Annotated in this window: 14 protein-coding genes; 10 read left to right on the top strand and 4 right to left on the bottom strand. The window is 44.9% G+C overall.

Going from position 1 to position 15,378, the window contains the following annotated elements:
* Positions 1-53: 53 nt before the first annotated feature.
* Genes nifE through OW255_RS16590 form a run of 9 tightly spaced genes read left to right on the top strand, consistent with a single transcriptional unit; the run spans position 54 to position 9,509 of the window.
* The gene (gene nifE, locus OW255_RS16630) at positions 54-1,409 is read left to right on the top strand and encodes a nitrogenase iron-molybdenum cofactor biosynthesis protein NifE (protein ID WP_024838775.1); all 1,356 of its coding nucleotides are present in this window, start codon (positions 54-56) and stop codon (positions 1,407-1,409) included.
* Between the two features lie 18 nt (positions 1,410-1,427).
* Positions 1,428-4,073, top strand: a complete 2,646-nt coding sequence (locus OW255_RS16625; RefSeq protein ID WP_268114699.1) for a nitrogenase component 1 — start codon at positions 1,428-1,430, stop codon at positions 4,071-4,073.
* Positions 4,074-4,087: 14 nt separating this feature from the next.
* Positions 4,088-4,396, top strand: a complete 309-nt coding sequence (locus tag OW255_RS16620; protein ID WP_024838773.1) for a 2Fe-2S ferredoxin — start codon at positions 4,088-4,090, stop codon at positions 4,394-4,396.
* 31 nt (positions 4,397-4,427) lie between these two features.
* The gene (locus OW255_RS16615) at positions 4,428-5,411 is read left to right on the top strand and encodes a homocitrate synthase/isopropylmalate synthase family protein (RefSeq protein WP_024838772.1); all 984 of its coding nucleotides are present in this window, start codon (positions 4,428-4,430) and stop codon (positions 5,409-5,411) included.
* Positions 5,386-6,207 (top strand): beta/alpha barrel domain-containing protein, encoded by an 822-nt coding sequence (locus tag OW255_RS16610; protein WP_024838771.1) that lies wholly within the window; start codon positions 5,386-5,388, stop codon positions 6,205-6,207. The genes OW255_RS16615 and OW255_RS16610 overlap by 26 nt, the downstream gene beginning before the upstream one ends.
* Positions 6,191-7,585, top strand: coding sequence for a TCP-1/cpn60 chaperonin family protein (locus tag OW255_RS16605; RefSeq protein WP_268114698.1), 1,395 nt, complete (start codon positions 6,191-6,193; stop codon positions 7,583-7,585). The genes OW255_RS16610 and OW255_RS16605 overlap by 17 nt, the downstream gene beginning before the upstream one ends.
* 1 nt (position 7,586) lies before the next feature.
* Entirely contained in the window at positions 7,587-7,877 is a 291-nt protein-coding gene (locus OW255_RS16600) for a PqqD family peptide modification chaperone (protein WP_268114697.1), read from the top strand.
* Positions 7,878-7,895: 18 nt separating this feature from the next.
* On the top strand, positions 7,896-8,507 hold the full coding sequence (locus OW255_RS16595) for a Fe-only nitrogenase accessory AnfO family protein (RefSeq protein ID WP_268114696.1): 612 nt from the start codon (positions 7,896-7,898) through the stop codon (positions 8,505-8,507).
* Between the two features lie 15 nt (positions 8,508-8,522).
* Entirely contained in the window at positions 8,523-9,509 is a 987-nt protein-coding gene (locus tag OW255_RS16590) for a hypothetical protein (protein ID WP_024838767.1), read from the top strand.
* A gap of 96 nt (positions 9,510-9,605) precedes the next feature.
* On the opposite strand, the gene OW255_RS16585 is transcribed toward OW255_RS16590, so the two are convergent.
* Together OW255_RS16585 and OW255_RS16580 are read right to left on the bottom strand one after the other, a co-directional pair.
* On the bottom strand, positions 9,606-10,874 hold the full coding sequence (locus tag OW255_RS16585) for a GntP family permease (RefSeq protein WP_268114695.1): 1,269 nt from the start codon (positions 10,872-10,874) through the stop codon (positions 9,606-9,608).
* Positions 10,875-12,020: a glycerate kinase family protein gene (locus OW255_RS16580; RefSeq protein ID WP_268114694.1), complete on the bottom strand. Its 1,146-nt coding sequence runs from the start codon at positions 12,018-12,020 to the stop codon at positions 10,875-10,877.
* Between the two features lie 193 nt (positions 12,021-12,213).
* Between OW255_RS16580 and OW255_RS16575 the strand changes: the two genes are divergently transcribed.
* Positions 12,214-13,308, top strand: coding sequence for a CdaR family transcriptional regulator (locus OW255_RS16575; RefSeq protein ID WP_024838764.1), 1,095 nt, complete (start codon positions 12,214-12,216; stop codon positions 13,306-13,308).
* Here OW255_RS16575 and OW255_RS16570 read toward each other — a convergent pair.
* Both OW255_RS16570 and OW255_RS16565 read right to left on the bottom strand, forming a co-directional pair.
* Positions 13,300-14,151, bottom strand: coding sequence for a histidinol-phosphatase HisJ family protein (locus OW255_RS16570; RefSeq protein ID WP_331485665.1), 852 nt, complete (start codon positions 14,149-14,151; stop codon positions 13,300-13,302). The two genes, OW255_RS16575 and OW255_RS16570, sit on opposite strands and share 9 nt — an antisense overlap.
* Positions 14,148-15,335 carry an MFS transporter gene (locus OW255_RS16565; protein WP_024838762.1) on the bottom strand — a complete coding sequence of 396 codons (1,188 nt, stop codon included), beginning with the start codon at positions 15,333-15,335 and terminating at the stop codon, positions 14,148-14,150. The genes OW255_RS16570 and OW255_RS16565 overlap by 4 nt, the downstream gene beginning before the upstream one ends.
* Between the last annotated feature and the right edge of the window lie 43 nt (positions 15,336-15,378).

Raw genomic sequence — 15,378 nt, 5'->3', positions numbered from 1 at the left:
GACCCCTCCCTATTGTGGTATTTTGTCGTCAGAGGCTTGAAAGGAGCATGGTCATGGAAGCGGAGAGCTGCAACAAAAATGTATTAGATGCCAGAAAAAGTTCTATTGTCGTAACCCAGGGATGCAACGGCCCAAAGGGCGGGATCTGCTGTGACAGCAACAGTATATCCGGTTCCGTGTCCCAAAGGGCCTGTGTATACTGCGGAGCCAGGGTCGTCTTAAATCCCATTACAGATGCTTATCATATCGTCCACGGTCCCATTGGCTGTTCCAGCTATACCTGGGATATCAGAGGGTCCTTAACAAGCGGAGAAGATATTTACCGCAACAGCTTTTCTACGGATCTGCAGGAGACAGATATTATTTTCGGAGGGATCAAAAAGCTGGAGGCAGCAGTGGATGAGTTAATGGAAAAAGAAGAGAAGGTAAAGCTGATTTTCATCTACGCCACCTGTATCGTAGGAGTCATCGGAGATGATGTGGATGCTCTTTGCAGGATGAAGTCGGAACAATATGGGATTCCGGTCATTCCCGTAAAATCCCCCGGTTTCTCCGGGAATAAATCCACCGGCTACCGTATGGCCTGCGATGCCATTATGAAGGTGATTCTTCCTTTTAAGGGGAAGAAGAAACGAAAGGCTATCAATATCTTAGGAGACTTTAATCTTGCAGGGGAAATGTGGATTATAAAGAATTATTTTAAGGAAATGGGGATTGATGTCATATCCGGGTTTACGGGGGATAGCAGCTATGAGCAGATGATAAAGGCACCGGAAGCTTCCTTAAACATCGTCCAGTGTGCAGGGTCCAGCACCTATCTGGCTAATCGGATGGAGGAAGAATTTGGCATTCCATTTTTAAAGGTCAGCTTCTTTGGAATCGAGGATACCACGGCTTCTTTGATCCGGGTGGCAGAAGCACTTAAGGATGAAGAAGCAAGGAAAAAGGCAGTTGCCTTCTGTTCTAAAAAAGAGGCAGAATTAAACAGCTTCCTTGCAAAATACCGGAAACATCTGGAGGGAAAAAAAGCAGCAATTTATGTAGGGGGAGGCTTTAAGGCCATATCTTTAATCCGCCAGTTCAAAGCCATGGGAATTGAAACCGTGGTTGTGGGAACTCAGACAGGAAAAAAGGAAGATTACGAAATCATAGAGAGCCTGGTGGAGCCGGAAACTGTAATCCTTGACGATGCAAATCCTGCGGAGCTTGAGACCTTTATGCGGGAAAAAGGAGCTGATATCCTGGTAGGGGGAGTAAAAGAGCGGCCCCTGGCTTATAAGCTGGGCATCGCCTTTTGCGATCACAATCACGAACGGAAAATACCTTTGGCAGGCTTTGAGGGGGTTTACAACTTTACCATGGAAATCAATAAAAGCATAAACAGTTCGGTATGGGAATTTGTAAGCTGACAGAAAGGCGGAATGAGAATGAAAAGTAAGGTAGAACCTCTGGTAAATCTAAATATCAATCCCTGTAAGATGTGTATGCCAATGGGAAGTGCGACTGCATTTTATGGTCTGAAAAATTCCATGACCATTCTTCATGGCTCTCAGGGGTGTGCGACCTACATCCGCAGACATATGGCGACCCATTACAATGAACCTGTGGACATTGCTTCCTCTTCCCTCACAGAGGAAGGAACTGTTTACGGGGGAAGTGAGAATTTAAAGAAAGGCCTGAATAATTTAATCGAGCTTTACCATCCGGATATCATTGGAGTCATGACCACATGCTTAGCAGAGACTATTGGCGAAGATGTCCCCGGAATCTTAGATGATTTTAAAGAGGAGCATCCGGAGTATAAGGATATCACACTCATCTCATGTCCTTCCCCAGGATATGGCGGGAGTCAGTACGACGGGTATTTCGGAGCACTCTATTCCATGGTTTCTTCTATTATAATGGACAGCGGGAAAAACAATCTGGTGAATGTGGTGACTGCCCCTATAAGCCCAGGGGATACCAGATACATAAAATCCATGTTAAAGCTGTTTGGACTGGAAGCCATACTCCTTCCTGACCTTTCTGAAAATCTGGATGGGGAGCACCATAAGGAGTATAAAAGACTTCCCCATTATGGAACCAGTATCTCAGAGTTAAAGAAAATGGGCGGAGCAAAAATTACCCTGGAAATCTGCGATTTTGAAAGAAAGAATTCTGTGGGAGAATATTTGCAGGAAACCTATGGGGTTCCATTTGTAAGAATTCCCCTCCCTGTGGGATTAAGAGATACCGACACCTTTTTAAATACCCTCTCAGAGATTTCAGGAAAGGAGATACCTGAGGAGCTTAAAAAGGAAAGAGGCCGGTATCTGGATTCCATGATCGACTCCCACAAATACAACTCTGCCGGAAGAGCCGCTGTCTTTGGAGAGCCGGATATGGTGTATTCCACCATCCGTCTCATGTGTGAATCCGGAATTCTGCCTGTTGTGTGCGCCACTGGAACTGCCTGTCCGGAGCTGGCAAAGAAAGCCGGTCCTGAGATAGAAAAGCTGGCAGACCTTTATCTGGAGGAAGAGTATAAGGTTATAGACAAAGCGGATTTTAAAGAAATTGAGGCTATGGTAATTGAATGCAAGGCTAACATACTGGTGGGGAATTCCGATGGCAGAAGGATTGCAGAGGATTTAAAACTTCCCCTGGTGCGGAGAGGATTTCCCATTCACGACCACGTAGGAGGCCAGAGATTAAAGATGCTGGGGTACGAAGGTTCCATGGAATACATGGATGAGATATCCAACCACCTGATAGATACCACAGAAACAAGTTTTCGGGAAGCCCTTTACAAGGACTATTATAAAGATACTTTAATCGACACCAAGGAAAAGGAAGTGGAGCCTATGATAAGTACGAGAGAAGAGGAAATGAGACGAAAGACTCTGGAGCATCCCTGCTATAACTGCAAGGGTCATAAGTTTGCAAGGATTCATCTTCCGGTGGCACCGGCCTGCAACGTCCAGTGCAAATACTGTGTCAGAAAATTTGACTGCCCCAATGAAAGCCGTCCGGGAGTTACCTCTGTGATTCTCACCCCGGAGGAAGGACTAAGCCGTTATCTGGCGGTAAAGGAAAAGATGCCAAACTTAACGGTGGTAGGGATTGCCGGGCCGGGGGAAGCACTGGAAAACTGGGAGAGCGTAAAGTCCCTGTTTGAACTGATCCGGGCTCATGATCCTCATGTTACCTTTTGTTTATCCACCAACGGATTAAAGCTTCCCCTTTATGCGGAGGAACTGGCTAAGCTCTCGGTCTCCCACGTAACTGTGACCTTAAATGCGGTGGACCCTCATATCAGCGGCCAGATGTATCAGTACATCCGGTTCATGGGAAAGGAATATACGGGAGATGCGGCAGGGGCCATTATGGTGGCAAACCAGCTGGCAGGAATCCGTCTTCTCGTTGCAAGCGGTGTTCTTGTTAAGGTAAACATTGTAACCGTCAGGGGAATCAATGACGGCCATGTAGCAGAAGTAGTGAAAACGGTAAAAGACCTGGGGTGTTTTATTACCAATATCATGCAGATGATTCCGGTAGAGGGAAGTATATTTGAACAGGTAGAGCCTATTTCCAATAAGCAGCTGACGGAGATCAGAAAACAGTGTGAGGAGATCATGCCCCAGATGTATCACTGCCAGCATTGCCGGGCAGATGCCGTGGGAACCTTAACCGATGATAAATCCATAGAGCTGAAAGGATTTTTAAATGAAGAACCAAAAAATCCCCAGACAGTTACCACAAAGTACCGGTTTGCGGTAGCTTCAAAAAGCGGAGTCATCGTAGATACTCATTTTGGTCATGCAAAAGAATTTTATCTCTATGATTACTTAAATGGAGAGGTGCGTTTCGCCGGAAAAAGAAAGGTTGAGCAGTACTGCATGGGGGAAGAGGAATGCGGAGAAAAGGAAACTAAGATGGAAGGAATTATGGCGGCAATAGAGGGCTGCAATGGAGTCATTGCCATGCGGATCGGTATGGAGCCAACGAGAAAGCTGGCAGAGCTGGGAATCAAACCAGTGAATACCTATGACATGATCGAAGATGCGGTGAAAAAGGCAGCCGCTGCCATGTAAAGAGGAGGAGTCAAATGGTACAGCCAAAATATCATGTATTCATCTGCACCAGCTGCAGAATCAATGGAACTCAAAAAGGCTATTGTTTTCAAAAAGGCAGCGTGGATATCATTCAGAGCTTTATGCAGGAAATTGAAGACAGGGATTTAACCGGGGACGTGGTCATTAATAATACCGGATGTTTCGGCATCTGTGACAAAGGACCGGTGGTAGTGGTCTATCCAGAAGGAGTCTGGTACGGCAATGTGTCAGAGGATGATGTAGAGCGGATTGTAGAGGAACATTTTGAGGGGGGAGTGCCAGTCGATGATTTAATGATCTAAGAAATTCACACGCAAAAGGAGGGGCTGTGGGATGATGAAGATAATTGATGCTACACTGACAATGCTTGATGATTTTGCACTGACAAAGGAACTGGCTTCTGGTTTTATCGAAGGGCTGGGAAATCTTTCTGTTTCAGGGGTAGTTTTATCCCCAAAAGTCTACCGCCTGTTAAAGGGAGAATTGCCGGAGGGAATAGTTTATTATATGGAGCTTCCCAGCCTGGCGGAAAATATGAAGTATCCTGGAGTTCATTTTTTCTTATCTTCCTTCTGCGACGGTACGGGAAGGAGCATCAGAAACATTCAGGTCAATGACTTATGGGAGCTAAAGGGGTTAGAAGATATGGAAGCGGATAAAAAGCTGAGGCTGACCGGCCTCGACGATCTGCTGATCTATGAAAGCCGGGACATCTATGAGCGGGGGATGAAGCTTTTAATGGCAGTATCCCCTATACTTTACCCGGAGGACTCCTACTACTGTGCATCAGCCATTGCGGCTGATTATCTCCAGTACCATCACAATGGTACGGTTATGACCACCTTTACAGGCATTGGCAATAAGGCAGCAACAGAACAGGTGCTCCTGGCCATGAGGGTGGTGGAGCGGTATAAGCCAAATCACAGCTTTGAAAAGCTCACCCTCCTTAGAGATTTATTTGAAGAAATGACGAAGACAGAAATTCCTGATCATACGCCAGTCATCGGCCGGAAGATATTTCACATTGAATCCGGCATTCACGTGGATGGAGTATTAAAAAAGCCATCCAATTACGAGTCCTTTGCGCCTGAGCTGGTGGGTGCCTCCAGAAAGGTGGTATTAGGAAAGCACTCCGGCGGCACCTCCATTCGATATAAGCTGAAAGAGTTTGACTGCGAGGGAAAATATGATGTTGGTCAGCTTTTAGATATGGTAAAACGAAAGAGCATGAAAAAAGGCGGAGAAGTAACCGATGAAGAGTTTTTAATAATATTGAGCGAGTGTGAAAAATATGAAGAGACGAATCAAAATAGTTGATACTACCCTTCGTGACGGGGAGCAGTGCCCTGGCATCGTTTTTTCTCCATCGGATAAGATCCGACTGGCTCTTTATTTAGACCGCATCGGAATCCATGAAATAGAAGCGGGCATCTATGACACCGGAACAGAAGGCGTTAATTACTTAAGTGAGATTATGAAGCAGAAAAAACAGGCAATTGTTTCCGTCTGGTCCCGTCTGAATGCAGGAGATATCGAAGAGTCCGCCAGACAAAAACCGGACCTCATCCATGTGGGAACTCCTGTCTCCTACTCACAAATATATAATAAAATAGGAAAGAACAAAAAATGGATTGAAAACACACTAATGGAATGCATTCAGGTGGCAAAGGATTATAATATTCCCTTAACCGTTGGCTTAGAAGATGCCTCCCGGGCTGATGTCGCGTTCTTAATTTCCTTAATCCGATTGATGAAACAGCAGGGGGTAGAGGTCATACGCCTTGCCGATACCGTAGGAGTCTTATTTCCAAGAAGGGCAAGAGCCCTGATTCAGGAAATCAAACAGACCGGCATCCAGGTGGAGGTCCATGAGCATAATGATTTTGGTATGGCAGTTGCCAACTCCATGGTCATGGCACTGGCTGGGGCCGATATGGTGGATGGAACCTTACTGGGAATAGGAGAGCGTGCTGGAAACTGTAATCTTTACGAGTTTGTCCATGGTGCCAACCGGAAATTTGATTTAGGAGTCACCAGCCAGGACATCAGAAAAGCCGAGGATTTACTAAGAAATATCATGGCAGGAGGTGTAAAGGATGATACGTCAGACTAAGTATCAGGACGGAAGAGAAAAAATGGCGGATGGAATTCGGTGCCTTTGCAATGTCCTTTCCCTGGACGGGGGCATTTTAGTAAAAGGAAGCTATACCTTTTCTGCCAGCCAGGTGGCAAAGGAGCTGGAGGGAGAAGACCTCTATTTTAATCAGGGAATCCGTCTGGCTGCCGCCGCCATTGGTGAAATCAATTCCCTTACAGGATGCGGCACAAAGGAAACTGCTTCCATGATTCTTTCCCTGCTTACCCTTTACCAAAGAAAATCAGCCTCCGGGGAAAACCCGATTGTACTGGCAAGAGACTTAAGGAATTCATCAGAAAGGCTGGAAGAAGCTATCCTATCCCATGCTTTTTCCTCTACGAATTCCAAAGTGAATTTAATCCGTCAGATCACAAGGGATGATAAAACCGCCCAGATGGTACTGGAAGGCAGTAAAGAAGGTGAGCTGGTTGTAAAAGAATCCATGTACGCAGAAACAAGGCTGGAGATAACAAGGGGGATGCGTCTTGACGGCCCTCTTTCCGTGGGAGAACCATCAACCATGACAGAGGTTCTTGTACTCATCATAAACAGGACACTTTCATCTTTTTTGGAGCTTTATCCCCTTTTAGAAACGCTGGGGGATAGAAAACTCTTTTTAATCGCAGATCAGATTGAAGGGGAGGCCCTGTCTCTTCTCACTGCTAATGTAAAACAAGACCGTCTCCACCTATGGGCCATGAAAGGGCCAGGGCTGGGGCGGAGAAAAACAGATATTATGGAAGATGCGGCAGCTTTAACAGGAACCAGAGTGTTTGACGGATTATATCCCTGTGAAATTAAGGACATTACCATGGAGATGCTTGGAAGAGCCAAGACCCTTACAATGACAGGCGACTATACCATACTGGCTGGTGATGCGGATTCCGAAGAGATTCGCAGACGGGTCGCATCCATACAGAATAAAATCAACGCTCCGGAAACCAATTACTATGATAAACAGAAACTAAGAGAACGGATTGCAGGCCTGTCCATGTGTGCACCAGTCATATTGGCTGGGGGGAATACTCTTTTGGAAAGCAGGGAAGAAAAGACAAGACTTGAATACGCTGTGGCCTATGCCCAGACCATAGAGCAGTACGGCATTTGCAGGAAAGAAGATATCTTAAAACAGAAATGGGTGACTGAGACAGAAGCGATTCTGGCCCAGATGATGAATCAAAGTGTAAAGGAGCCGGAGATCAGTGCGTGGCTCCTGGCCTTAATGATACGAAAATCCTCAAGCCTAATGTACCTGTGGCTCACAACAGGAGCAGTCATGGTAAGTGCAGGCTATGACAGGGAGGATTTGGAATTGATAAAAAGCGGGATTGATGTAGAAAGACTGAGGGGTTGAAATGGTAATCAAACAAGTTAGGTTAAAGCCTGGTTTCGTATTAAAGGAGCTGGGAGGAGAATTTTGTATATTCGATGAAAGAGACAGCCAAAACGGTTCTTTAGACGGCCTTCCTTCTGTCAATGAGACCTGTATCTTTCTCTGGAACAGCCTGGAGCGGGGAACAAAGGTAACGGAGCTGGTCTCACTTTTAGCAGAGGAAAAAAATCTAGATGAGGAAGAAGCTACGCTGGAGCTGGAGGAATTTCTGGCGAAGCTGATTCATGGAAATGTAGTTGAGATTGAGGAATAAAGAAAGGAGGAACGGCAGATGGATCAAATCGCAGTTTATACCAGAGAAGGAGAGCTGGCACCTTTTTACGATTGCAATATGGTCACAATTTATGAGAAGCAGGAAAATGGCTGGAAACCTGCCAGGGAGGCTTCCTTTGCGCCCATAAAAGGAACAACCGTAAAGGAGCAAAGGGAAGAGGTACAAAATACCGCCGCTTTTGCAGAAGGAGCAAAAGCCATTCTCTGCAAGGAAATCAATGGAATTCCATACTCTGTATTTGATCGGAAAGGATATGGGATTTTCTGTACGGAGGAAGCGGATGAAGATACCTTTGATGGCGTACTTTCCGATCTGGAAGAGAGTGATGAAAAAAAGAGAATCCGGTCTGAAATGGTAAAGAATGCAGGACCCGCGCAAACCCAGACTCCTGGAATCTATTTCTTAAATCTATTGGAGCTGCAAAAAGAGTGTCCGGAGATTTCCTCAAAAAAGGCACTCGCTCCCTTTCTTTCCGATACTCCTTTTTTAGAGCTTCATCTGGTCTGTGCTCATATTCCGCCCTGGCTTTCCATGGATTCGGCCTACGAAAAGAAGATAAGAAAAGAAGAGGGCGGGCTGTATGTAACCATAACCAAATCACGATGTTAACAGGAGGTGTAAGCAATGCAAAATTATATGGTACTGGACAGAGAAACCATTCAGACTCCTTACGGCATTCTGGGAGGAGTGGAATCCTTTTACTGTCACCCAAAGGGAGAGCTTTCCGGAGTGAATCTCTCCGAAAAAAACATGATAGTCACCCAGGCAGGAGAGCTGGTGCCTGCTTACACAGAAACCGCCAGAAGAAAAAAGAAGCCGTCTGTGGAATTTAATAAACAGGGAATGATCATCAGCGTAGCTCTGGAAGAACAGCAGGAGGTATATACCCCCATTGGAGAGCTTCCAGCAGAGCTGGTCAAGTTTTATCCTTCAGGAGAGCTTCACAGAGTATTTATTCTCGATGGACAGCTAAGCGGCTTCTGGACGGAAGAGGATGAGCGGGAGCGGAACATCTCACTGACCTTTGACCTGGGATTTTCAGAGTTTAAAGCAATGATCAATGGCATTTGCTTTTATGAAAACGGAAACATCAAAAGTATCACCCTGTTTCCAAATGAAAAAGCCGTCATAAAGACACCTATGGGAATGGTGGAGACTAAGGTGGGATTGTCCTTATACGAGTCAGGTAATCTGGAGTCCATAGAACCTGGAGACCCGGTTCTTGTATCTACCCCTATTGGCAGAATCACAGCCTATGACCCGGATCAGAATGGAATCAATGCAGACAGCAATTCTCTTTCCTTTACGGAGGCTGGAGAAATAAAGGGGTTAATTACCTGTGACCATTCCATCTATGTCCAGACTGAGGAAGGGGAGCTGAAAAAATACTCTCCTCGAGTAAAGGCCCATCCCCTGTACGATGAGATTCAGACTGTATCAGGCATACCGGTAAAGTTTCTCCCGGATTCCGGTGAAGTGATGATTGAAGGGGATAGATACTACATAAAATCCTGTGGATTCACCATTGAACCTTTTCTACGTCCGGGAATGCACTGCAGTCCAGCCGACTGTGCAAGCTGTTCCTTGTGCAACAAATCTATGGCAGAATAAAGGTAAAAGAGGTATCTTAAACCAAATAAAAGGAGGACTGCCAGTTCATGGCTGTCCTCTTTTTACGTGTTATATATAGACTAATTTCCGTTCCTGTTAATGCCCTGAAAGATAAAGCAATACTGCTGTTAAGGTTGCACTAAAACCAATGATTGCTTCATACCCAATTAATTTCGTTCTCTGCTTAATGGTCAGGCCCACTGGTTCGCATGATGCATGAAAGAAGGAACCATGTGGCAGGGAATCAATGACAATGGCACCGCAGTGCACCATGGCTCCGGCAGAAAGGGCTGAAATACCAACACCAGTCAGCACACCAGCAAAAGTCTGTGATGCAACGGTAGAACCTGCGGTAGTAGAAGCAGTGGCAGCAGCCATTAAAATACCAGAGACCGGAGCGAGCAGGAACGTAGGCAGATTCATCATCTGGAGCCAGCCAAGTACATCAGAGGGCAGGGAAGAGGCCTTGATAATGCCTGCAATGGCCCCGGTGCCCAACAATAGAATGGAGACTCCCATCACCTTGTTCAATCCAAATTCCGCATATTTTAAAAATTGCTTTGTGTGACCGCATGCGATGGTACACACAACTCCGCCAATGGGCAGTGCAATCAAAGGATCAACGGTAATATGAAACAATGGTCTCATAGCCAGTAAGAAAATAACCACAGCCGGACCACTTAAAGCTGCCCAGATGGGAGGAAGTGTTGCACTATGGTTGGTGCCATGCTCTAAATCGGCATCTGTAATTGGGATGCCCGGTTTCTTTGAAAGGAGAGCTGCCAGCAGTGCCGTAACAAGCACAGCAACAATAGCAGGAATCATATTTTTCATCATCAGAGATGTTAAATTCACCTGAAATGCCTCTGCCACAGCAATGGTATTGGAATTGGGAGAAATAATATTACCCGCTTTACCTCCTCCAATAATAGCCAAAACAATGGCCTCCTTAGGAAATCCCGCTTTTTTACCGATGGCAAGAGCGATAGGTGCTACGGTAATTACAGTAACGGTGATAAAAACGCCTACTCCACATATAATCATTGCCGCAAGGCCAATGGCAAGAAAGGCTCGTTTCGACCCAAGTCTGTTGACGATCTCATCGGCTATTTTTTCTGCGGAGCCGGTCATAATTAGAGCTCCAGCTAAAATTCCTGATGTCAATATTCTTAAAACAGCAGATACCATTCCCTGGCATCCCGTAATCATTGCAGCAATGGTCGTATCCATGCCGCCGCCTCCAATGACACCTCCAATCAAAGCTCCCAGTATCAAACTATAAGCTGGCTGTACCTTTAAATTTATGAGTGCGATTGCTGTGACCAGCCCGATCAAAGCCCCTATGGTTGTAAATGTAACTGTCATTTATTCTTCCGTCCCTTTCCTGTAAAGCCTGTAAACCTGTTCTGCGGTATCGGAAAGGTTTCTCTTGGCATTTTCTGATTCCATAGCTTCCTCTAGTGTTGTGATAGTGCGGAGGATAGGAAAATAAGCGTCAATTCCGTACTGATTACATTCCCTTGCATCCCTGGTTACACTTCCTGCAAATGCAATGACGGTTTTCCCATATTGTTTGGCAAGCTTAGCCACGCCGATTGGCGCTTTCCCCATGGCAGTCTGCCCGTCCAGTCGTCCTTCTCCTGTAATCACTAGGTCAGCATCCCTTACCTTCTCCTCCAGCCTGGTTTCCTCCAATACAATTTTTATTCCCGATTCCAGCACTGCATTGGTAAAGGTGAGAAACGCAAATCCCATACCGCCGGCTGCCCCTGTTCCGGGCTGGGCTGGATCTGCCTTTGGATATGATTTCTTTGACAAGAGGGCATATTCTTCCAGCCATTTGTCCATGTTCTGAATCCTTTCCGGTGTTGCCCCTTTTTGCGGTCCGTAGATCGCACTGCATCCAAGCTCACCACAAAGAGGATTCGTCACATCACAGGCAACAAAAAAGGAACATTCCTTTAATTGCGGAATCACATTCCGGTCAGAAATTGTTTTAAGCTTTGAAAGTCCAATGGCTCCAAAGGGAATCTCTTTCCCATCATAATCCAAAAGCTCATATCCCAATGCCTGTAACATTCCAGCACCGCCATCGTTGGTGGCACTTCCTCCGATACCGATGATAAATCTGCGACATCCCCTTGTAATGGCATCTTTAATCACCTCTCCAACCCCGTAGGTGGTGGTATACAAAGGATTTTTTTTATTATCCGGTACCAGAGTGATTCCGGCGGCTCCCGACATTTCAATAATGGCAGTCTTTGTATGTTCCATGATTCCATAAGTACAGATCACTGGCTTCCCTAATGGACCAGTCACCTGTATGGAAAGAAGCGTTCCCTTCATTCCATGTGCCAATGCTTCTACGGTTCCTTCTCCACCGTCAGCCAGAGGACAGATTGTGATACGCTCCTGCGGATTCACTCGTTTTATTCCTTCTCCAATCGCCTCCCCTGCTTCCATGGAAGAAAGGCTTCCTTTAAAGGAATCAATTGCAATAACTATATTCATGATAAACCTCCAGGTATCTATTTCATCAAGGATAAAACTTATTTTCTTATAATCGTAATTATACAATATTTTTATAAGAAATATATATATTGGATAACATATATTTGTATCTTATATGATGAAAATATGTTACACTTAACAAATATGGCAGACTCGTATCTGTATCAAATGAGAGAATTCAGATTGGAGAGATATGATTACAAAAATCAGCAAAAAGCTGGCACAGCAAATCGTGGATACCGTGAAGGACGTGAGCGGCTATCATATTAATTTCATTGATGCAAGCGGAATTATTTTTGCCAGTACCAATCATCATAGAATCGGTGATTTTCACGAGATTGGCTACCGGGCTGCGATGACAGGAGAAGTGATTGAGACAACAGGCGAACAACAATTTAAGGGGTCGCAAAAAGGGGTAAACATACCGATCTTTCATAATGCGCTTTTTGTGGCGGTCATCGGAATCACCGGGGATCCGGATGAGGTCCGCAAATTTGCCCATCTTGCCATTCGAATCACCCAGCTTTTGATTCGTGAGCAGGAGATGGACGCCGCCATTTTTACACAGAAAGAAAAAGTAAATTATATTGTGCGAAGCCTCATTACGGGAGACTTTTCAAACAGAACGTACTTGACCCAATGCTTAAATGAAGTAAAGGTAGATACCACGGAGAAAATGAGGACCGTCGTCCTTCTTTTAGATCATAGATATAATGTGGTAAATATATCCCTGATTGAACAAAAACTATTTCGAACTCTGGAATCCATAGAAGCTCCCCTTTTTACTTATACCTACCCCAATGAATTTATTGCAGTGGTCTACGAAAAAAATCTGCAGCAAACGGTTCCCGTATTAAAACAGCTGGCGGCAGATTATGAGCAGATTTTATCCATTGGAGTAGGAAGCAGTCAGGAGATGAATCAGCTTAAGATTTCTTATAACAATAGCTATATTGCCCTAAAAAGTCTGCAAGTGGCAAAAAGCAACTATGCAGAGTTTGATTTACTGGATATAGAAATCATTCTTGGCAGCATTGATTTAAAATCACGGGAAGAATATTTAAAAAAGACATTATCAGCCCTCAGTGAAGAAGATTTAAATCTGCTTCGGACCTATTACGAGCAGGGAATGTCTCTGGCGAAAACCTGCGAGATTTTATTCCTCCATAAGAATACCCTTCAATATAAATTAGACCGCATTCACAGGCTGTCAGGCTATAATCCCCGTGAATTCAGACATGGGGTCATTCTTTATGTTGCCCTGTGGCTGAATGTGAACCTACTCTAAATCTTTGCTTATGAGATGGTAACATGGTTCCATCTTATGGAAGGTACAGTACCGATGAAATTCCAGAGAAAGAAGCTCACGCTTGGTATCCGTAATATAAGCTCCAAGGTGCTTCTTTTCATGGCTGTCACTTCCAATGGTAAGGATAGTCCCTCCTAATTCACGGTATAACTTTAAGATGTCTCTGGAAGGAGTCAAATCTTTTAAGCCATAACGGCGGCTGGAGGTGTTTACTTCAATCCCTTTTCCATCCTGGATTACGATTTTTAAAATTTCAGTGATTAAGGGACGTACCTTCTCAAAGGGATAGATTCCATTTGGATCGTAACGGGTAATTAAATCCAGATGGCCCAAAACACTGTAATTTTTATAGGTTTTCACCAGCTCATAAAGCTCCAGATAATAGCGTTCGTTGTATTCCTTTTGTGTTCGGCCCTTTTGAAACTCCTGTGTCCAAAACTCCTTATCATCCACTTCATGTACCGACAGAATGATAAAATCAAACGCATATCGTTTAAATAGTGTTTCATATTGGGGAATGGTATGGGTCTGCATGCCAAATTCCATCCCCATTCGTATGGTGATTCTACTCCCATAGATATACTGGAATTGCCGAATGGTCTCTGCATAAAGAGGATAATCAACATTTGCCAGCAATTTACCATCCCTATAAGGAATCCCAGGGCCAGAATCCCAGTCACATTTAATCCCATAATCTACATGATCGGTAAAGCAAATCTCGTCCATTCCCATCTGAATGGCGTCCTCAACAACCGCTTCCATCGGGTAATTCGAATCATCACTAAAATCAGTATGAACATGATAATCTGCAAACAATTTCAACCCTCACTTTCTGGACCTGCAAAAGAGCCGGTCTTACGTGTTAATAGCTCATGCATAAGGACCATAATAAGTAATACAGCCAGCAGATACAATGGCAATAAAGCGACTGTGATCCTATTTGCCAAGATTCCAAACAATGGCGGCATCAGGCAGGTACCAATATAGGCACTTGCCATCTGAACCCCAATGATTGCCTGAGAACGTTCCGCCCCAAAGTGTGCCGGAGTGGAATGGATAATACAAGGATAAATAGGGGCGCATCCAAGACCAATTAAAATCAGGCCAATGAGGGAAAATAACGGCAGGCCAGGAAGGAGCATAGTGATAATACCTACTGCAATCAGCACCTGGCCCAGGCGAATCATCTGAACATTACTCAGCTTCATCGTAACAAATCCACTCAGTGCCCGGCCAATGGTGATTCCAATAAAGAACAGACTGGCAAAGCTGGCTGCAGTCTCAGGAAGGATGCCCTTGTACAGCGTTAAATAACTGCTGGCCCAAAGCCCTGTGGTCTGCTCTAAGGCACAGTAGCAGAAAAAGCATAGCATAACTTCTTTAGCACCGGGAATGCGGATGATTTCAGGCAGGGAAAGCGGTTTTCTGCTTGTATCCGTGAAATCAGTAGCAGTGGTCTTTGAACCTTTCCATAGTGGAAGGCTGAAAACCAATACCGCGGTCAACACGATCTGTAAGATACCAATATAGCGATAGCCCATATTCCAGCCATTTCCCCCGGTTAGTGCAAAGCCCATAATGTAAGGTCCCAGAGTTGCACCCACTCCCCACATACAATGTAACCAGCTCATGTGCTTGCTTTCATAATGCAGGGCAACGTAATTATTCAGGGAAGCATCAACGCTGCCTGCGCCTAAGCCATAAGGGATTGCCCAAAGACAAAGCATTGCAAAAGAATGAGAAACAGAAAAACCAAATAGTGCAAGAGCAGTCATGACAACACTGATGGCCGTTACCTTTCCAGTTCCCAATTTACGTGTTAATCGATCACTTTGGAGACTTGAAATAATAGTTCCAAATGCAATAATCATGGATATGATTCCGGCATAAGAAAGCGGCACACCGAATTCCGTATAGATGGACGGCCATGCAGAACCCAGTAAAGAATCAGGCAGTCCAAGACTGATAAAAGCAATATAGATAATTGCTAAAAGTAAATGAGTCATCTTGCAATCCTCCTTGTTTGTTGATATGATTATATCATCGCAA

It is taken from the genome of Lacrimispora xylanolytica, assembly GCF_026723765.1.
Taxonomy (GTDB): domain Bacteria; phylum Bacillota; class Clostridia; order Lachnospirales; family Lachnospiraceae; genus Lacrimispora; species Lacrimispora xylanolytica.
Note: the sequence above shows the minus strand (reverse complement) of the source record. Positions and strands in the feature narration are given on the sequence as shown.